This window comes from Paraburkholderia solisilvae (assembly GCF_902859875.1).
GTDB lineage: Bacteria > Pseudomonadota > Gammaproteobacteria > Burkholderiales > Burkholderiaceae > Paraburkholderia > Paraburkholderia solisilvae.
Genome location: NZ_CADIKF010000075.1, coordinates 1 through 18,083, shown reverse-complemented (window position 1 = coordinate 18,083; position 18,083 = coordinate 1). Strand labels below are relative to the sequence as shown.

The 18,083-nt window shown below is 63.0% G+C and carries 18 protein-coding genes; 3 read left to right on the top strand and 15 right to left on the bottom strand.

Annotation, left to right across the window (positions count from 1 at the left end; translation table 11 throughout):
- Positions 1 to 77 precede the first annotated feature (77 nt).
- The 10 genes from iscX to HV675_RS29765 all read right to left on the bottom strand — a co-directional run bounded on the left by iscX (position 78) and on the right by HV675_RS29765 (position 7,497).
- Positions 78 to 275, bottom strand: a complete 198-nt coding sequence (gene iscX / locus HV675_RS29810) for a Fe-S cluster assembly protein IscX (protein WP_075156764.1) — start codon at positions 273 to 275, stop codon at positions 78 to 80.
- 15 nt (positions 276 to 290) lie between these two features.
- Positions 291 to 632, bottom strand: a complete 342-nt coding sequence (fdx, locus tag HV675_RS29805) for an ISC system 2Fe-2S type ferredoxin (protein ID WP_175115054.1) — start codon at positions 630 to 632, stop codon at positions 291 to 293.
- 143 nt (positions 633 to 775) lie between these two features.
- Complete coding sequence (gene hscA, locus HV675_RS29800; protein ID WP_175115053.1) at positions 776 to 2,647, bottom strand: Fe-S protein assembly chaperone HscA; 1,872 nt, start codon at positions 2,645 to 2,647, stop codon at positions 776 to 778.
- A gap of 141 nt (positions 2,648 to 2,788) precedes the next feature.
- The gene (hscB, locus tag HV675_RS29795; protein WP_175115052.1) at positions 2,789 to 3,316 is read right to left on the bottom strand and encodes a Fe-S protein assembly co-chaperone HscB; all 528 of its coding nucleotides are present in this window, start codon (positions 3,314 to 3,316) and stop codon (positions 2,789 to 2,791) included.
- Between the two features lie 161 nt (positions 3,317 to 3,477).
- Entirely contained in the window at positions 3,478 to 3,801 is a 324-nt protein-coding gene (gene iscA, locus HV675_RS29790) for an iron-sulfur cluster assembly protein IscA (RefSeq protein WP_175115051.1), read from the bottom strand.
- A gap of 236 nt (positions 3,802 to 4,037) precedes the next feature.
- Positions 4,038 to 4,454 (bottom strand): Fe-S cluster assembly scaffold IscU, encoded by a 417-nt coding sequence (gene iscU / locus HV675_RS29785; RefSeq protein ID WP_175115050.1) that lies wholly within the window; start codon positions 4,452 to 4,454, stop codon positions 4,038 to 4,040.
- Positions 4,455 to 4,535: 81 nt separating this feature from the next.
- Positions 4,536 to 5,759 carry an IscS subfamily cysteine desulfurase gene (locus HV675_RS29780; RefSeq protein ID WP_175115049.1) on the bottom strand — a complete coding sequence of 408 codons (1,224 nt, stop codon included), beginning with the start codon at positions 5,757 to 5,759 and terminating at the stop codon, positions 4,536 to 4,538.
- A 107-nt stretch (positions 5,760 to 5,866) separates the two neighbouring features.
- Entirely contained in the window at positions 5,867 to 6,400 is a 534-nt protein-coding gene (gene iscR, locus HV675_RS29775; protein ID WP_175115048.1) for a Fe-S cluster assembly transcriptional regulator IscR, read from the bottom strand.
- Positions 6,401 to 6,585: 185 nt separating this feature from the next.
- On the bottom strand, positions 6,586 to 7,071 hold the full coding sequence (locus HV675_RS29770) for a low molecular weight protein-tyrosine-phosphatase (RefSeq protein ID WP_175115047.1): 486 nt from the start codon (positions 7,069 to 7,071) through the stop codon (positions 6,586 to 6,588).
- A gap of 189 nt (positions 7,072 to 7,260) precedes the next feature.
- Positions 7,261 to 7,497, bottom strand: coding sequence for a hypothetical protein (locus tag HV675_RS29765; protein WP_175115046.1), 237 nt, complete (start codon positions 7,495 to 7,497; stop codon positions 7,261 to 7,263).
- A gap of 274 nt (positions 7,498 to 7,771) precedes the next feature.
- Between HV675_RS29765 and HV675_RS29760 the strand changes: the two genes are divergently transcribed.
- Positions 7,772 to 8,233: a hypothetical protein gene (locus HV675_RS29760; protein WP_175115045.1), complete on the top strand. Its 462-nt coding sequence runs from the start codon at positions 7,772 to 7,774 to the stop codon at positions 8,231 to 8,233.
- A gap of 46 nt (positions 8,234 to 8,279) precedes the next feature.
- Here HV675_RS29760 and HV675_RS29755 read toward each other — a convergent pair whose 3' ends face one another.
- Positions 8,280 to 9,692, bottom strand: coding sequence for a lactate utilization protein B (locus HV675_RS29755; protein ID WP_175115044.1), 1,413 nt, complete (start codon positions 9,690 to 9,692; stop codon positions 8,280 to 8,282).
- Between the two features lie 122 nt (positions 9,693 to 9,814).
- Positions 9,815 to 10,537, bottom strand: coding sequence for a (Fe-S)-binding protein (locus HV675_RS29750; protein ID WP_175115043.1), 723 nt, complete (start codon positions 10,535 to 10,537; stop codon positions 9,815 to 9,817).
- 177 nt (positions 10,538 to 10,714) lie between these two features.
- On the opposite strand from HV675_RS29750, the gene HV675_RS29745 reads away from it, so the two are divergent.
- On the top strand, positions 10,715 to 11,521 hold the full coding sequence (locus HV675_RS29745; RefSeq protein ID WP_175115042.1) for an IclR family transcriptional regulator: 807 nt from the start codon (positions 10,715 to 10,717) through the stop codon (positions 11,519 to 11,521).
- A gap of 244 nt (positions 11,522 to 11,765) precedes the next feature.
- On the opposite strand, the gene pbpG is transcribed toward HV675_RS29745, so the two are convergent.
- Positions 11,766 to 12,959 carry a D-alanyl-D-alanine endopeptidase gene (pbpG, locus tag HV675_RS29740; RefSeq protein WP_175115041.1) on the bottom strand — a complete coding sequence of 398 codons (1,194 nt, stop codon included), beginning with the start codon at positions 12,957 to 12,959 and terminating at the stop codon, positions 11,766 to 11,768.
- An 801-nt stretch (positions 12,960 to 13,760) separates the two neighbouring features.
- Here pbpG and HV675_RS29735 point away from each other — a divergent pair.
- Positions 13,761 to 14,348 carry a phasin family protein gene (locus tag HV675_RS29735; protein ID WP_175115040.1) on the top strand — a complete coding sequence of 196 codons (588 nt, stop codon included), beginning with the start codon at positions 13,761 to 13,763 and terminating at the stop codon, positions 14,346 to 14,348.
- A 338-nt stretch (positions 14,349 to 14,686) separates the two neighbouring features.
- On the opposite strand, the gene lpdA is transcribed toward HV675_RS29735, so the two are convergent.
- Together lpdA and aceF are read right to left on the bottom strand one after the other, a co-directional pair.
- Entirely contained in the window at positions 14,687 to 16,492 is a 1,806-nt protein-coding gene (gene lpdA, locus HV675_RS29730; RefSeq protein ID WP_175115039.1) for a dihydrolipoyl dehydrogenase, read from the bottom strand.
- A 213-nt stretch (positions 16,493 to 16,705) separates the two neighbouring features.
- The coding region (gene aceF, locus HV675_RS29725) for a dihydrolipoyllysine-residue acetyltransferase (RefSeq protein ID WP_175115038.1) at positions 16,706 to 18,083 on the bottom strand (1,378 nt) is incomplete at its 5' end.

Here is an 18,083-nt window from a genome sequence, read left to right as displayed (position 1 = left end):
GGCGACTCCCTTCGGGAATCGCCTTTTTGTTTGTCTTCGCTGCCGGCTGCTGCTGTGCAGCCCGCGCGCGATGTGAATCAATAATCCGCGTCTTCGATCCACGCGGCCTGAATCGCTTCGAGAATCTTCTCGTTCGAGCGATTCGGGTCGTCGTCGAAACCGTCCAGTTCCATCACCCAGCGATGCAGATCCGTGAACCGCACCTGTTGCGGGTCGATGTCCGGGTGTTTGTCCGTCAACGCCATCGCGATGTCCTGCGTATCGGTCCACTTCATGGTCGCATGCTCCTGTTAGTGATTTTCCTTCGCGTGATTAATCGAGTAACGCGGAATCTCGACGACGAGGTCGTCGCCCTCCGGCACGATCGCCTGACACGAGAGCCGCGACTCGCGCTCGAGTCCCCAGGCTTTATCGAGCAGATCGTCCTCGTCTTCTTCAGACGGTTCGAGCGCATCGAAGCCCTCGCGCACGATCACATGACATGTCGTGCACGCGCATGATTTTTCGCACGCGTGCTCGATTTCGATACCGTTCTCGAGCAGCGTGTCGCAGATGCTCTTGCCCGGCACGGCGTCGATCACCGCGCCTTCCGGGCACAGTTCGACGTGAGGCAATACAACGATTTGAGGCATAAGGATTCCGCTGGGTACCAGTCCGATGCCGCCCGGCACCATCCTGTTATTTTACTGAGAGCGCGTCCGATTTTGGCACGCGCCGTATGACAGAGAGACGACTGTTCGGCGCCGGACCAGGTCCAACCCCGGTCCGACCCGGTTCAGATCTCGTCGAGCTTGCGGCCCGCGAGCGCGCGGCGGATGCTTTTGTTCATGCGCCGCGCCGCGAATTCATCGGTGCCGGCCGCAAGCGCCTTGGTTGCCGCTTCGACGGTGTCCGCGTCGTTGCTTTGCGCGACGTTGCGCAGCGCCGTGAGCAGCGTATCCAGCGTGGCGCGCTCATCTGCGTCGAGCAGTTCGCCGTCCGCCGCCAGTGCCGCATCCGTCGCTTCGACGAGCCGCTGCGCGTCGACTTGCGCCTCGCGCAACGCACGCGCGTGCATATCGACTTCCGCCGCGCTGAAGCTGTCTTCGAGCATGCGCGCAATGTCGTCGTCGGCGAGACCGTACGACGGCTTCACGACCACCGATGCCTCGACGCCCGAATGCTGTTCGCGCGCGAACACCGACAGCAGTCCGTCCGCATCGACCTGGTACGTGACGCGGATGCGTGCGGCGCCCGCCGCCATCGGCGGAATGCCGCGCAACTCGAAGCGCGCGAGCGACCGGCAATCCGATACGAGTTCGCGCTCGCCCTGCACGACGTGGATCGCCATCGCGGTCTGACCGTCCTTGAACGTGGTGAAATCTTGCGCGCGCGCGACGGGAATCGTCGAATTGCGCGGAATGATTTTTTCGGTGAGGCCGCCCATCGTTTCGACGCCAAGCGACAGCGGAATCACGTCGAGCAGCAGCCACTCGTCGCCTTCGCCGCCGCGGTTGCCGGCGAGCAGATCCGCCTGGATCGCCGCGCCGAGCGCGACGACCTGATCCGGGTCGAGATTGATCAGCGGCGGCTGGCCGAAAAACGCCTCGACCGCGCGGCGGATCACCGGCATGCGCGTCGCGCCGCCGACCAGCACCACGCCCTTGATCTCGGCCGGCGTCACCTTCGCGTCGCGCAGCGCTTTGCGCGTCGGCCCGAGCGTGCGTTGCACGAGCGCTTCGGCAACAGCCGCGAAGGTCGGCTCGTCGACGGTCTGATCGATCCGCACGCCGTTCGATAGCGTGACGTCGAGCCTCGCCTGCGGCGCGCTCGATAGCGCCTCTTTCGTCTCACGCACCGTGTCGAGCAGCAGGCGCACGTCTTCGGGCTTGAGCGTCTGCTGCGCGAGGCCCGCCTGCGCGAGCACATGACGGTACAGCGCGTGGTCGAAGTCGTCGCCGCCGAGCGCCGAATCGCCGCCTGCCGCGAGCACTTCGAACACGCCCTTCGTGAGCTTGAGGATCGACAGGTCGAACGTGCCGCCGCCAAGGTCGAACACCGCATAGAGTCCTTCGGCGCCGTTATCGAGCCCGTAAGCGATGGCTGCGGCGGTCGGTTCGTTCAGCAGGCGCAGCACACTCAGGCCGGCAAGACGCGCGGCGTCTTTGGTTGCCTGACGCTGCGCTTCGTCGAAATACGCGGGCACCGTGATCACCGCGCCGACCAGCTCGTCGCCCAGCGTGTCTTCCGCGCGTTGGCGCAGCGTCGCGAGAATTTCCGCCGACACTTCAACCGGGCTTTTGACGCCGTCGACAGTACGAATTTGCACCATGCCGGGCGCGTCGACGAAATCGTACGGCGCGTTTTCGGCACCCTCCACTTCGCTTTTGCCGCGCCCCATAAAGCGCTTGACCGACACGATTGTGTTGCGCGGATCGGTCGCCGCTTCGGCTTTCGCCGTGCGGCCGATGCGGCGGCCGCCCTTTTCCAGATAGCGGACCACGGAAGGCAGCAGCGCGTGGCCGTCCTCGTCAGGCAATACGTCGGGCACCCCGCTGCGCACTGCGGCGACCAGCGAGTTCGTCGTGCCGAGATCGATACCGACTGCGAGACGCCGCTGATGCGGTGCGGGCGCCATACCGGGTTCAGAGATTTGCAGTAAAGCCATCTGGAGTCTTCTTCGGGGAACGTTGCGCCCCGTGCTGGATTATGGGTGATTGCGGAATCAAACCGCGGCCGCTGCTGTTGCGATTCCCGACGGGCTCGGCATGCGCGATATGCGCGTCACGCTATGCTGCACGCGCGGCGCTCAGTCTTCGAGCTTCTCGATTTGTGCGCCGGTTTCCGCGGCAACGCGCTCGATAAACATCAACTGCCGCACCGCTTCGCTGGCCGCCTGGTCGGCAGCGCTATCGAGCAGCGCGCCGAGCTTCGTGAAGCGCATGCGCTCCTCGTCGCGCAGTTCCGCGAGCAATGCGTCGAGTTCGCCGACGTTTTTCGCGGCCGCCGCATCTTCGATGCGCTCGCGCCATTCCATCTGCTGCATCAGAAACGCCGGTTCCATCGCCGTGTTGTTCTCGGCGCCGACATCGATGCCGCGCAGCGACAGCAAATAGGTCGCGCGCTTCAATGGATCGCGCAGCGTGCGGTACGCCTCGTTCGTGCGCGTCGCCCATTGCATCGCGATACGCTTTTGCGCGTCGCCGGCCGCGGCGAAGCGGTCCGGATGCACCTGCGCCTGCACGGTGCGGTACGCATCGTCGAGCGCCTGCGTATCGAGCGCGAATTGCGCGGGCAGATGAAACAGGTCGAAGTGGCTGTCGTTGAGCGTTGCCATTGGGTTACTTTGTCTGTCGAAAACGAGCCTGATCGCGGCGAGAAGGTGGCGGCAGACAGGGCCGCGCGTGCAAAGCAGCAGTCACGTCGCTTGCTGGGCGCGAGCCGCTGGCGAATTGAAAAAAGGCGGCACAGGCCGCCTTTTCCGTTCTTCCCGCCCGCTTACACGCGGAACGATTCGCCGCAGCCGCACTCGTCCTTTGCGTTCGGATTGCTGAACTTGAAGCCTTCGTTCAATCCTTCCCGCGCAAAATCGAGCTCGGTGCCGTCGATGTACGCGAGGCTCTTCGGATCCACGATGAGCTTCACGCCGTTGCATTCGAACACCTCGTCTTCCGGCGCGAGTTCATCGACATACTCGAGCTTGTACGCAAGCCCGGAACAGCCGGTCGTGCGCACGCCGACTCGCAGCCCGACGCCTTTACCGCGCCGGGTCAGATACTTCTGCACGTGTTGTGCTGCCTTTTCGGTCAACGTAATTGCCATAGCGTTTCTCATTGCGCGGCGCTTGTTTCCACACGGGCTTACACCCTACGCCGCGACCCTGCCTGCCTTCGAAGCTGCGCGTTCCGCGATACAGGGCGGCCCGCGCCTACACACACTTGCGCCGCCCACCTGCTTTATCTGCGACCACTACACCAGCGGTTCAACCCGTCCGCGCGTCGCGCTGCGCGCTCGTGCGTCCGGCGGGCGGGTGCGACCCGGGTCGGGGTCGACCCCGCTCAGGCTGCCTGCTTGTCGCCGGCGGGCGCTGCCGTCTCGCCGTGACGCTGCTTGTAGTCAGCGACCGCCGCCTTGATCGCGTCTTCCGCGAGGATCGAGCAGTGAATCTTGACCGGCGGCAACGCCAGCTCTTCAGCGATCTGCGTGTTCTTGATCTCGAGCGCCTGGTCGAGTGTCTTGCCCTTCACCCATTCGGTGACGAGCGAGCTCGACGCGATCGCGGAACCGCAACCGTAGGTCTTGAACTTCGCGTCTTCGATCACACCGTCCACGCCGACGCGAATCTGCAGCTTCATCACGTCGCCGCACGCCGGCGCACCGACCATGCCCGTGCCGACCGCGTCGTCGTCCTTCGCAAACGAGCCGACGTTGCGCGGGTTTTCGTAGTGGTCCAGCACCTTATCGCTATAAGCCATCTTGACACTCCTTGATTCGATTCAATCTGCCGCTTGACCTGCGCTCGCACGCAATCTTCGAACATGTTTGTGCGTGACGCGTCAGTGCGCGGCCCACTGGATGGTCGTCAGATCGACGCCGTCCTTGTGCATCTCCCAAAGCGGCGACAGGTCGCGCAGCTTCGCAATCTTCGTGTTCAGCAGGTTGATCACGTAATCGACGTCCTGCTCCGTCGTGAAGCGGCCGACGGTGAAACGGATCGAGCTGTGCGCGAGTTCGTCGTTACGGCCCAGCGCGCGCAGCACATACGACGGTTCGAGCGACGCCGACGTGCACGCCGAACCCGACGACACCGCAACGTCCTTCACCGCCATGATCAGCGATTCGCCTTCGACAAAGTTGAAGCTGATGTTCAGGTTGTGCGGTACACGCTGTTCCATGTCGCCGTTCACATACACTTCCTCGATCTGCGACAGACCGCGCAGCAACCGATCGCGCAGCATGCGGATGCGCTCGTTCTCGGTCGCCATTTCTTCGCGAGCCAGACGGAACGCTTCGCCCATGCCGACGATCTGGTGCGTGGCCAGCGTGCCCGAGCGCATGCCGCGCTCGTGACCGCCGCCGTGCATCTGCGCTTCGATGCGCACGCGCGGCTTGCGGCGCACGTACAACGCGCCGATGCCCTTCGGGCCGTACGTCTTGTGCGCTGAGAACGACATCAGGTCCACCTTCAGCTTCTGCAGGTCGATTTCGACCTTGCCGGTCGCCTGCGCGGCGTCCACGTGGAAAATGATGCCCTTTTCGCGGCAGATTTCACCGATCGTTGCGATATCCTGGATCACGCCGATCTCGTTGTTCACGTGCATCACCGACACCAGAATCGTGTCGGGGCGCAGTGCGGCCTTGAACACGTCGATATCGATCAGGCCGTCGTCCTTCACGTCGAGGTAGGTGACTTCGAAGCCTTCGCGCTCGAGTTCGCGGCCGGTGTCGAGCACGGCCTTGTGCTCGGTTTTCACCGTGATGATGTGCTTGCCCTTGCTCTTGTAGAAGTGCGCGGCACCCTTCAGCGCAAGGTTGTCCGACTCGGTCGCGCCCGACGTCCAGATGATTTCGCGCGGATCGGCATTCACCAATGCCGCAACGTGCTCGCGCGCTTCCTCGACTGCGCGCTCCGCATCCCAGCCATAGGCGTGGCTGCGCGACGCGGGGTTGCCGAACTGCTCACGCAGAAACGGAATCATCTTGTCCACCACGCGCGGATCGACCGGCGTCGTCGCGCTGTAGTCCATGTAAATGGGCAGGTGGGGAATGTCGTTATTCATCAATCGCTCCGGGGACATCTTTGCTTTTGGCTATCAGGGTTCATGCGCGGGGTTCATGCGCGGACGCGCCACGGGACGCTCTGCGTGCGCTTTCGCGGCGCCCTGCCTTACGAACCCGCCATATTGAAAACGGAATTCGGCCCTTTCGGCACGACGCGTGCCGGTTCGACCGCAGGCGCTTCGGTACGCCGGTCGCGCAACACGGTAGCGGGCGCGGCTTCACGCGCACGCTGCTGATCGACCAGGTCCTTCAGCGAAACCGAATCGAGATACTCGACCATCTTCTGGTTCAGCGTCGACCACAACTCGTGTGTCATGCAGTGGCCATCGCGCTGCTTCGAGCCTTCGCACGTGCCTTTGCCGCCACACTGGGTCGCATCGAGCGGCTCGTCGACCGCGATGATGATGTCGGCCACCGTCACGTCTTCCGCACGGCGTGCGAGGTTGTAGCCCCCGCCCGGACCGCGCACGGACTCGACGATTTCATGGCGACGCAATTTCCCGAACAATTGCTCGAGATAGGACAAGGAAATGTGCTGGCGCTGGCTGATACCCGCAAGCGTCACCGGGCCCTGCTCCTGGCGCAATGCCAGGTCAATCATCGCCGTGACGGCGAACCGGCCTTTCGTGGTGAGTCTCATGATGTTTGGGGACCGCAATTCTCGACAAGTTTGCTCAAGTATAAATACATGAGCTATTTAGTCAAGTATCCCTATCCCGATTTGGGTCATTTGCTTAAAAATTTGGGGGCCGCAGCAGACGAATCGCTGCGTGGCGTGGCGAGCGCGGACCGGAACGCGCGCATGGTTCGCACCCCGGTCGCACATTAGCGCGTCGCCAGTTGGCCGCTGAGTGCCGCCACAAGTCCGCTGCATGCCGCTTCGCACTGGTCGAGCACGAGATCGAACCCCGTTGCGTCGCCAAAGTACGGATCCGCGACCTCGCGGACATCCCCGTGCGGCGCGAACTCCATCAGCAGACGAATCTTGTCGCGGTAAGCCGGCGGACAAATCCGGCGCAGTGCGGCCACATTCGCATCGTCCATTGCTATGAGCAGATCGAAGCGCTCGAAATCGCCGGCCGCGATCTGGCGACCGCGCAATTGCGACAGATCGTAACCGCGCTGACGCGCAGCCTGCTGGGCCCGCTCGTCCGGCGCCTCGCCGACGTGCCAGTTTCCGGTGCCGGCCGAATCGACGATCACACGGTCGGCAAGTCTCGCTTCAACCAGTTGATGCCGCATCACACCCTCAGCGGTCGGCGAACGACAGATATTCCCGAGGCAAACGAAGCAAACGGCGATGGTTTTCATCAGAAAGTGAGGCGAGCGGTCTGCGTGGTCAGCAGATACGAATGGGCCAGGTTGTGAGTTGTCCGGACGGCTAACGGCAAGCGTAGGAATCTAACTTAGCCGTCGGATCAGCGGCCGGCATCCGGCAGCGCAAGCTGCACGCGATTATACAAACGGCCGCGCCGCTGCGGGTCCTGTGCAGCGCGGCGCTTACAGCGGTTGAGTCTGCAGTGTGACGTTCGTGTGCGCGCTCTGCGCCGGCGCACCGGTTTCGTCACTGACGAATCCAAACGACACGGTACGCGCCAGTTCGGCGGTGACTTCACTTGCGGCAAGCGGTGTGGCGCTCGCGTGCTTCACAGCACTGCCGCACAGGTGCAGAAACGCAGCCGCGGCAAGCGGCAGAACGATCGCCAAAGGCCAGTACATCGATATTGTCTTTCTCATGATGGCGCTCTCTCAATGAACCCAGGCGGTGGATTGGACACCACTTCGCCAAAGTGAAATTGTAGATAAGGACGCAATCCGGAAAAACCCACCCCCACGGAATAGACAGTTCTGTTTACATGAATAGTTAGTGCGCCATCAATTAACGCGGCGAGAACCTTTGCGCCTGCAGGACCGCGAAAGGATTCCTTACAAACACATACAAAGGTAATGATGCGGTGTGGGAGGATGGACCCGGTTACATAAACCTTGCATCGACATAAGGTCCGATCCGATGGAATCCCACGCTTCGCTCTCGCTGATTTCCGCCGCGCTTGCCGCAGTTGCGCTCTGTGGCGGCTGCGCGGTCTATCCGGGCGCCAATGCACCGCCGGCTTACGGGTACGCTCCCGGCGACTATGGCGGCTATGACGGCTACGACAACTATGGCTACGGCTACCCGCCCGCGCAGTCGAACGTATATCTGGGGTTTGGCGGCTACTCCGGCCCCTCGAACCGCGATCCGTACTGGAGACGGGGCTATCGCGGCGACTGGAATGACGGAAGGCACCCGAACTCAGGCGGCAATCAGAATCCGCACACGCAGCCGCCGTCGCATACAGGCGGTGGCGGCCCGCCAGCCGGCGGTGGCGGCCATCCGCCCGCGCAGGGTGGCTATCCCGGCGGCGGAAAGGCTCCGCCCGCGCGCTCGGTCGACGTCTCGCCGAACAATGGCTCGCGGGCAACCAATCACTAGCGGCTCGTCTCACACCCAGCGCGCCGCCTTTGCGCGACGCCCGCCTTCACCCGCGGTGGCTGCGCTGCGCCGCGTACAGTTCGCGGAATGTTCTGCCGACCGGCGCCGGCATCTCACGCGTCTTCGTCCAGCCGCCGCCGAACGGCAGCCGCGCAATCGAACGCTTGTCGCCGCCGACCTTCTCGAGCACGCGCACCGCAAGCTTCGTGAATAGCGCATAAACCGCCGGATGCATCGCGAAGTAGCCCCACACCGCGAGCCCCATACGCTCCCGCCACGGCCGCAGATGCCGTTCGACCTGCCGCTCGCGCAGCTTGCGCAGCAGATCCGACAGCGGAATACCGACTGGACACACGCTATTGCATTCGCCGCACAGCGTCGCCGCCTGCGGCAAATCGAGCGCCTTGTCGAGTCCGACGTAGCTCGGCGTCAGCACCGATCCCATCGGACCCGGGTAGACCCAGCCATACGCATGTCCGCCGACCTTCTGATACACCGGACAATGGTTCATGCACGCGCCGCAGCGGATGCAGCGCAGCATCTCCTGGAAATCGCCGCCGATCAGTCCGGTACGCCCGCCGTCGACGAGCACCACATACATATGCTCGGGCCCGTCCTGATCGCGGGCAAGGCGCGGTCCGGTCAACAGCGAGAAATAGTTCGACATGGACTGCCCGGTTGCCGAGCGCGGCAGCACGCGCAGCGCGGTCGCGAGATCCTCGAGCGTCGGCAGCACTTTCTCGACGCCGGTCACCGCGACGTGCACACGCGGCATCACCGTGCACATTCCCTCGTTCCCTTCGTTGGTCACGAGGGCGACCGAGCCGGTTTCGGCGATCACGAAATTGGCGCCCGTCACCCCCATGTCTGCCGTCATGAAATGCGGACGCAGCACTTCGCGCGCTTCGCGCGTCATGTCAGGCGCTTCCGTGAGGCGCGGCCGGTTGTGCGTCTTCGCGAAGAGGTCCGCGATCTCGTCTTTATCCTTGTGCAGCACGGGCGCGATGATGTGGCTCGGCGGCTCGTTGTTGTTGATCTGCAGGATGTACTCGCCGAGATCGGTCTCGACCGATTGCACGCCCATCTTGCCGAACACCTCGTTCAGGCGCATTTCCTCGGTGACCATCGACTTCGTCTTGATCACCTTCTTCACGTCGTGCTTGCGCGCGATATCCGCGATGATCTTCGCCGCGTCCTGCGTGGTCTCGGCATACAGCACCGTCACGCCGCGCCGCGTCGCTTCGCGCTCGAAAGTCTCGAGCCAGACGTCGAGGTTCTCGATCGCGCGATTGCGGCGCTCCTTGAGCGCCGCACGCGTCGCCTGAAAGTCGATCTCGGTCATCACCTGCGCGCGCGCCGACACGAATTTGGTCGACAGCTTCGTCAGATTCTGCTGCAAGCGCTGGTCGGCGAGCTTCTGGCCCGCACGCGCCTTGAATTGCATCGATTGAACTTGCATGACGGTTTATTGAATCCGGAAGTAGGTAGGCACGCGCAATCGGGGCGAAGGCGGGGCTCGATGGGGCGCTGGAGCGGCGGCGGCGTTCAAACGGCAACGAACACGCAGTCGCCGTGCGCGCATCACGCGTCGCCGGCCAGCACCTGTGCGATATGCAACACACGCGTGGTCGTGTCGCCGGTGCGGCGCAGGCGCCCCTCGATATTCAGCATGCAGCCGAGATCGCCGAGCACCACCGCGTGCGTGCCGCTCGCATGAATGTTCTCGCATTTCTCATCGACGATCGCCGTCGAAATATCGCCGTATTTGATTGCAAAGGTGCCGCCAAATCCGCAGCAGTGCTCGCAGCCCTTCATTTCGGCGACTTCGACGCCCGCCTGCGCGAGCAGCGCGCGCGGCTGACTTTTCACGCCGAGTTCGCGCAGTCCGGAGCAGGAATCGTGATACGTCACGGGTCCGGCGAATTCGCCGGGGCTCAATTCGACTTTCGCGATATTGACGAGGAAATCGGTCAACTCGAACACCTTGGCCCGCATCCGGCCGAAGCGGCCCATCAGTTCCGGATCGTCGCCGAACAGATCGCCGTAATGCGCGCGGACCATCCCGCCACACGAACCCGACGGCACGACGACGTAGTCGAACTGCTCGAACTCGCGCAGCATCTTTTCGGCGAGATCGCGCGCGATGCCGCGCTCACCCGAGTTGTACGCCGGCTGCCCGCAGCAGGTTTGCGCAGGCGGCACGACGACCTCGAATCCGGCGCGCTCGATCAGCTTGATGGCCGAAAAACCGATTTCCGGCCGCATCAGGTCGATCAGGCAGGTGACGAAAAATCCGACTCGCATGAGTCCTCCTCCGGGGAAACGTCCCCGATTATCCGATGTTTCCGAAGCGATACCAACGCGTGCCACCCCTGGTTCGCGAAAAAGCCGGCCAGATCGACGACGACACGGCGCTCGCTTTTTTCACCATACGAGATACAATCGACTCTCCGTCGCCTGACGCGTCACCGGTTTATCCCCATGAGCGATACGAACCCGGATCCCAAAACCTCGATCCAGGTGATCGAGCGCATGATGCGCCTGCTGGATGCGCTCGCCGCGCACAGCGACCCGGTCAGCCTGAAAGAACTCGCACTACGCACCGAACTGCATCCGTCGACTGCGCACCGCATCCTCAACGATATGGTGACTTGCCGGCTGGTCGACCGTTCCGATCCCGGCACTTACCGACTCGGCATGCGGCTGCTCGAACTCGGCAATCTCGTGAAGGCACGGCTGTCGGTACGCGACGCCGCGCTGATGCCGATGCGCGAACTGCATCGGCTGACGGGTCAGACGGTCAATCTGTCGGTGCGCCAGGGCGACGAAATCGTGTATATCGAGCGTGCGTATTCGGAGCGCTCCGGCATGCAGGTGGTCCGGGCGATCGGCGGACGCGCGCCGCTGCATCTGACTTCGGTCGGCAAGCTGTTTCTGGCCGTGGATGAAGCAGCGCGCGTGCGCGCGTACGCGACGCGCACCGGCCTTTCCGGACACACGCAGAACAGCATTACGGACCTCGCGAAGCTGGAACGGGAGCTCACACACGTGCGGCAGCAATCCTGCGCACGCGACAACGAAGAACTGGAGCTCGGCGTGCGCTGCATCGCCGCCGGCATCTACGACGATACCGGCCGGCTGGTCGCCGGGTTGTCGCTGTCGGCGCCGGCCGACCGGCTGCAGGATTCGTGGCTCGGCCAGCTCAGCAAGACTGCGCTGGTGATTTCCGAATCGCTCGGCTATCACCCGGAGGCGGCATCGACGGACGCGGCTGCTCACTCGGCTTGAGTCCGCGCTCGGCGCCGGTCGACGCGATCGATTTGAGTTGATTCGATTTGATTTGTTGCGTGGCCGCGGCCGCGCATCGCTCGCCGCTCTGGTCGGCCCGCCATGTACCACCGCTTGTGTACCACCGCTCGTCAATGAAAAAGCCCCGCAGATCGCCTGCGGGGCTTTGCTTTCAGTTGCTGCGCTCCGTGCCGTACCGCACCGCGCTGCGCAAACCCGCCGCAGCCCGGCATTTGTCCGTCGATCAGGTCCCGGCGCCGTTCGCATCCGCGCTCGTCACGCGTTGCTCTCCGCCGTTGTCGATCCACGTGCGCAGACGCGTCGCATCCGCGAAGCGCGAGTACTTGCCGGCCGAATCGAGCAGCACCATGATCATCGGGCGATTGTCGATGGTCGCCTGCATCACGAGGCACTCGCCCGCTTCATTGATGAAACCCGTCTTCTGCAGACCGATATCCCACGACGGGTTACGCACCAACGCATTCGTGCTGTTATAGGCAATGGTGCGCTTGCCGGTGTACACCTCGTAGCTGTGATCGGTCGAGAAACGGCGGATCAGCGGGTATTGATACGCGGCGCTCACCATCTTCACGAGATCGCGTGCACTCGACACGTTCTGGCTGGTCAGCCCGGTCGGGTTCTCGAAATGCGTATCGGCCATGCCGAGCGTGCGAGCCTTCGCATTCATCGCCGCCATAAACGCCGGGCGGCCGCCCGGGTAGTAACGCGACAGCGCGGCGGCGGCGCGGTTTTCCGACGCCATCAGCGCGATATGCAGCATATCTTCGCGCGACAGCACCGAGCCCACCGAGAGGCGCGAGCCCGTGTTCTTTTCGTAATCGCGATCTTCGTCGGTGACTTCGATCGACTCGGTCATCGGCTCTTTCGAATCGAGCACCACCATCGCGGTCATCAGCTTGGTGATCGACGCGATCGGCACGACTGAACGCGAATTCTTGTCGTAGACCGGCTCCTGCGTATTCTGATCGACCACGTAAGCGACGCTCGAGCGCAACGCGACGCCTTCCGGCGACTCGTGCAGACCGAACGCCTGACCGGCCGTCGGCGAACGCGGCTCGAACGCAACGCGGCGCACCACCGAATGGTGACGCCCGTTCATCGTGTAGCTCACGCGCCGCTTCTTCGAGACCGCGCGCGGCGCGTCGTCATCGTCGTCGCGTTTCGCAGCGGCAGCCACTTTGGCGCTCTTCGCCGCGGACGAGCGGCTCGAAACCTTGGCGGCCGGCGCAGCCGCCGCTTTCTTCGCCGGCTTTTTCGCAGCCTTGTCGGACTTTGCCGTTGATGCCGTCGACGCGGCAAACGCATCGACCGGCATCGCTGATGCCGCCGCGATGACCATTGAAGCGGCCACCGACAACGCGGTGCTGAGCGCCGCGCCGTGCATCAACTTGAGTGACGAAAACAAGTCAGTTTTCATTGGTGTTCTGGGTAAAGCGGCAGGGAATTGTCCGCCAGTGTAGTGAATCAACGAAAAATTAGCAAATTGAAGCACTTACCAGCACTCTTTAAACCGAGTTGTAAGACTCAATTGCCGCAACACAATGACAGGTGCAGTCCCATCAAAAAGATCAATCGGCCCACCAGACCATCCCGCCCATCAGTATGGAAACGATTTCCATGCTTAACGGCAGCTTCCACACATGCTTGATCGGGGGAAGTACGGTCGCGAGCCCTGGTGCACCGGGTACCTGGCTCAATGCGCCGGCAAAGCGGAACGTAAGCGCTGTCGCAACCAGTCAACTCGAGCCAGGCTCTTAAGTAGACACTGCAGACCGCGATCCGCGCATTCGACCGGGATGAAGATTTAACGTTCCGCGTCAGATTTAGTTTACGTCGCGATTCTACCGCGGCCACCGAACTTCGTTAGGAAGGGCACGAAACGCCGCGTTGTTGCAGAAAACGTCACAATTTTGCGCACTATTGCGGTGCAAGCACTCAATAAGTATGCGCTTTGGCAACTCCGCGAATACTTCATAACATATTGTTTTCTCGATAAATTATCATCATTGTGCGATGCACAAAAAATACTTGACAACGATAGGCGCTGTCCTAAAATGGGAACCATTGCTGCGACGCACCATATCTCTTTCGTCAGTTTCCGTGCGGCGCAATCCAATCACCGGCCAGGCTGTTTTTCGCAGCGCGGCCGTGAATCGACCCAACTGGTTCAACCCAACTCGGTCCGCGCCAGACGGACCGGTACTTCAGGAGCGTAAACATGACTCTGCTGACCCCTGAGCAATTCGCTGCAGCCCAGAAGGCCAATCTCGATACTCTCTTCGGTCTGACGAACAAGGCGTTCGAAGGCATCGAGAAGCTGGTCGAACTGAACCTGCAAGTCGTCAAGTCGACGCTCGCGGAAGGCCAGGAAAACGCGCAGCGCGCGCTGTCCGTGAAGGACGCGCAAGAACTGCTCGCGCTGCAGGCTAGCCTCACCCAGCCGGTCGCCGAAAAGGTGCTGTCGTATAGCCGCCACCTGTATGAAATCGCGTCGGCTACGCAGGCTGAATTCACCCGCGTCGCGGAAGTGCAGTACGAAGAGCACAACCGCAAGGTGCAGGCGCTCGTCGAGAACGCCGCGAAGAACGCGCCGGCCGGTTCGGAAACCGCTGTTGCCGTGATCAAGTCGGCCATCACCGCCGCGAACACGACGTACGAGACGGTCCACAAGGCGACCAAGCAAGCTGTCGAAATCGCCGAAAGCAACTTCAACGCAGCCGCTACCGCCGCGTCGAAGGCCGCTTCGCAAGCCGCCGCTCAAGTGTCGCGTTCGGCTTCGGCGACCAAGAAGGCCACCGCTGCTTAAGGCGGCGCAAGCCTGATCGATTCAGATTGGTTTCAACGCATCGGGCTTCGAACCGGCGCCGGCCGAACAACGTTCAGCAATACGAACACATTCGGGCTGGCGCTGCCGCGAGTCACTGAAGTTTCGCTGACAGCAGATGCGAGCGTGGCACACAGCACGCTCGCCACGAGATGCTCCGATACGCGAAACAACGTATCGTTCACCCCGGCTCCGGCCGGGATTTTTTTGTCTGCGGCATTCATCATCCGCAAACAATGACGGCGCGCCCTGCTATTGCAGGAGCGCGCCGTTTCGTTTGCCGCGTTCAGCTGGCGCCGAGGGCGCCAGGCGGTGCGAGCTTACTTCTTGCGCTGCGGCGGCAAGTCCGTGCAAACGCCCTCGTACAGCTCGGCCGCCATGCCGATCGACTCGCCGAGCGTCGGGTGCGGGTGAATCGTCTTGCCGATATCGGTTGCGTCCGCACCCATCTCGACCGCGAGGCACACCTCGCTGATCAGATCGCCGGCATTCAGGCCGACAATCCCGCCGCCGATCACACGGTGCGTTTGCTCATCGAAAATCAGCTTGGTGAAGCCCTCATCGCGGCCGTTCGCAATCGCGCGACCAGACGCGGCCCACGGGAACACCGCCTTGCCGTACTTGATCCCTTCGGCCTTGCACTGGTCTTCGGTCTTGCCGGCCCATGCGACTTCCGGGTCCGTATACGCAACCGACGGAATCTGCAGCGCGTCGAAGTACGCCTTCTCGCCGTGCGCCACTTCGGCCGCGACATGGCCTTCGTGCACGGCCTTGTGCGCAAGCATCGGCTGACCGACGATATCGCCGATCGCGTAGATATGCGGCACATTCGTACGCATCTGCTTGTCGACTTCGATAAAGCCGCGGTCCGTCACCGTGACACCGGCCTTGTCGGCGCCGATCCGCTTGCCGTTCGGGCTGCGGCCGACCGCCACCAGCACGAGGTCGTAGCGCTGCGCTTCAGACGGCGCCTTCTCGCCTTCGAACGACACATAGATACCGTCCTGTTTTGCTTCGGCGGCGGTGGTCTTCGTCTTCAGCATCACGTTTGCGAAACGCTTGCTGTTGAACTTCTCCCACACCTTCACGAGATCGCGATCGGCGCCCATCATCAGCCCGTCGAGCATTTCGACGACGTCGATCTGCGCGCCGAGCGTCGAGTACACGGTGGCCATTTCAAGGCCGATGATGCCGCCGCCGATTACCAGCATGCGCTGCGGAATCTGGCGCAACTCGAGTGCGCCGGTAGAATCGACGACACGCGGATCTTCCGGAATGAACGGCAGCTTCACGGCCTGCGAACCGGCCGCGATGATCGCGTTCTTGAACTTGATGACCTTCTTGCCGCCTTCGGTCTGCACTTCCATATGATGCGGATCGACAAACGCGCCGACGCCGGTCACCACTTCGACCTTGCGCGCCTTCGCCATCCCGCCGAGGCCGCTGGTCAGCTTCTTGACCACGCTCGACTTGAAATCGCGCAGCTTGTCGAGATCGACTTGCGGCTTGCCGAACGTGATGCCGTGCGCGCCGAGCGCCGCGGCTTCGTCGATCACGAGCGCGGTGTGCAGCAGCGCCTTCGACGGAATGCAGCCGACATTCAGGCACACGCCGCCCAAAGTCGCATAGCGTTCGACGAGCACGGTCTTCATGCCGAGATCCGCCGAGCGGAACGCGGCTGAGTAACCGCCGGGGCCCGAGCCGAGCACGACCATATCGCATTCGATATCCGCGGTGCCGGAGAAACTGCCGGCCTGCGGCGCGGCAGCCGGTTGCTTCTGCGCGGGTTGCGCAGCCTGCGCCGCGGGTTGCGACCCGGCCGCCCTGGCTGGCTCCCTGGCCGGTTCCTTCGCCGCCTTCGTCTCTTCCTTCGCCGGCGCGGCCTCGCCCGCCGTTTCGACGAGCGCGATCACGGTGCCTTCCGATACCTTGTCGCCCGCCTTCACGCGCACTTCCTTGACGGTGCCCGCGGTATCGCTCGGCACTTCGATCGATGCCTTGTCGGACTCGAGCGTCATCAGCGCCTGTTCGATTTCGATGACGTCGCCGGCCTTGATATTGACTTCGATGACATCGACGTCCTTGAAGTCGCCGATGTCCGGCACCTTAACTTCGACGAGACTCATGAGTGTCCCCTTCTCTTGTTGCCGTGTTGATGAGGGATTGCAGCGCAGCCGGTGAACCCGTCGAGATCAATCCGGAGCGGCGCTCGAAAACAAGCGCCGCTCCGAACGGAACGACGCTTGTCAAACGGGCGCACACGCCGGATTCAACCGGATCGACAGCACAGGCATGGACGAGACCACGATCAGGCCCACGCCTCGCGCGCGCTGCAAAAATCAAAGAATGACCCGCCGGAAGTCGCCGAGGATCGAACTGAGATACGCGTTAAAGCGCGCTGCTTCGGCGCCGTCGATCACCCGGTGGTCATACGACAGCGACATCGGCAGCGTCAGGCGCGGCACGAACTGCTTGCCGTCCCAGACCGGTTTCATCGCGCTGCGCGACAGACCGAGAATCGCGACTTCGGGCGCATTGATGATCGGCGTGAAATGCGTGCCGCCGATGCCGCCCAGCGACGAAATCGAGAACGAGCCGCCTTGCATCTGCTCAGGCTTGAGCTTGCCGTCGCGGGCGAGCTTCGACAGTTCCGTCATTTCCTTCGCGATATCGACGAGGCCTTTCTTGTCCGCGTCGCGGATCACCGGCACGACGAGACCGTTCGGCGTATCGGCCGCAAAACCCACGTGGAAGTATTGCTTGTAGACGAGGTTGTCGCCGTCGAGGCTCGTATTGAAGGTCGGGAATTTCTTCAGCGCCGCCACCACGGCCTTGATCACGAATGCGAGCATCGTGAACTTCACGCCGGCCTTTTCGTGCTCCTTGTTCAGTTGCACGCGCAACGCTTCGAGATCCGTAATATCCGCTTCGTCGTTGTTCGTGACGTGCGGGATCATCACCCAGTTGCGATGCAGGTTCGCGCCCGAGATCTTCTTGATGCGCGACAGCGGCTTCGGCTCGACCGGACCGAACTTCGTGAAATCGATCTTCGGCCACGGCAGCAGGTTCAGTTCGCCGCCGCCTGCCGGGGCGCCAGCCGCCGCTGCGGCAGGCGCCGCGCGCTGGCCGGTCATCACGCCCTTCACGAAGGCGGTGACGTCGTCCTGCGTAATGCGGCCCTTCGGACCGGAACCCTGCACACGTGCGACGTCGACGCCGAGTTCGCGCGCAAACTTGCGCACCGACGGCGATGCATGGCTCGGTCGATACGCACCGCCCTCGCCGGCCGGAATCACCGGCGCCTGCGCGAGCGCGGACGGCGCCGCGGCGGGCGCGGGGGCCGGCTTTTGCGGCGCGTCGGACGGCGCTTCAGCGGTCTTCTGCGGTGCGGCCGCGGCGGGTGCGGCGGCCGGTGCGGCAGCTGCGCCCGCCCCTTCGACCAGCACGATCACGGTGCCTTCGGACACCGTATCGCCGACCTTCACCTTCAGTTCCTTGACGACGCCGGCGACTGGGCTCGGCACATCCATCGTCGCCTTGTCCGATTCGAGCGTGACCAGCGACTGTTCCTTCTCGACGCGATCGCCGACCTTCACCGCGATCTCGATGACCGGCACGTCCTTGTAGTCGCCGATGTCCGGCACCTTCACTTCCTGCACGCCGCCGCCACCGGCGGGAGCCGCGGCCGGCGCCGCCTGCTGCGCAGCGGGCGCGGCG

What these genes read in the sequence shown, in the direction of transcription:
- hscB (WP_175115052.1), bottom strand. Translation starts at nt 3,316, where the DNA reads ATGGCAACGCTCAACGACAGCCACTTCGACCTGTTTCATCTGCCCGCG.
- HV675_RS29745 (WP_175115042.1), top strand. Translation starts at nt 10,715, where the DNA reads ATGAGCGATACGAACCCGGATCCCAAAACCTCGATCCAGGTGATCGAG.
- fdx (WP_175115054.1), bottom strand. Translation starts at nt 632, where the DNA reads ATGCCTCAAATCGTTGTATTGCCTCACGTCGAACTGTGCCCGGAAGGC.
- HV675_RS29760 (WP_175115045.1), top strand. Translation starts at nt 7,772, where the DNA reads ATGGAATCCCACGCTTCGCTCTCGCTGATTTCCGCCGCGCTTGCCGCA.
- HV675_RS29735 (WP_175115040.1), top strand. Translation starts at nt 13,761, where the DNA reads ATGACTCTGCTGACCCCTGAGCAATTCGCTGCAGCCCAGAAGGCCAAT.
- HV675_RS29770 (WP_175115047.1), bottom strand. Translation starts at nt 7,071, where the DNA reads ATGAAAACCATCGCCGTTTGCTTCGTTTGCCTCGGGAATATCTGTCGT.
- HV675_RS29765 (WP_175115046.1), bottom strand. Translation starts at nt 7,497, where the DNA reads ATGAGAAAGACAATATCGATGTACTGGCCTTTGGCGATCGTTCTGCCG.
- lpdA (WP_175115039.1), bottom strand. Translation starts at nt 16,492, where the DNA reads ATGAGTCTCGTCGAAGTTAAGGTGCCGGACATCGGCGACTTCAAGGAC.
- pbpG (WP_175115041.1), bottom strand. Translation starts at nt 12,959, where the DNA reads ATGAAAACTGACTTGTTTTCGTCACTCAAGTTGATGCACGGCGCGGCG.
- iscU (WP_175115050.1), bottom strand. Translation starts at nt 4,454, where the DNA reads ATGGCTTATAGCGATAAGGTGCTGGACCACTACGAAAACCCGCGCAAC.
- HV675_RS29750 (WP_175115043.1), bottom strand. Translation starts at nt 10,537, where the DNA reads ATGCGAGTCGGATTTTTCGTCACCTGCCTGATCGACCTGATGCGGCCG.
- HV675_RS29755 (WP_175115044.1), bottom strand. Translation starts at nt 9,692, where the DNA reads ATGCAAGTTCAATCGATGCAATTCAAGGCGCGTGCGGGCCAGAAGCTC.
- HV675_RS29780 (WP_175115049.1), bottom strand. Translation starts at nt 5,759, where the DNA reads ATGAATAACGACATTCCCCACCTGCCCATTTACATGGACTACAGCGCG.
- iscA (WP_175115051.1), bottom strand. Translation starts at nt 3,801, where the DNA reads ATGGCAATTACGTTGACCGAAAAGGCAGCACAACACGTGCAGAAGTAT.
- hscA (WP_175115053.1), bottom strand. Translation starts at nt 2,647, where the DNA reads ATGGCTTTACTGCAAATCTCTGAACCCGGTATGGCGCCCGCACCGCAT.
- iscX (WP_075156764.1), bottom strand. Translation starts at nt 275, where the DNA reads ATGAAGTGGACCGATACGCAGGACATCGCGATGGCGTTGACGGACAAA.
- iscR (WP_175115048.1), bottom strand. Translation starts at nt 6,400, where the DNA reads ATGAGACTCACCACGAAAGGCCGGTTCGCCGTCACGGCGATGATTGAC.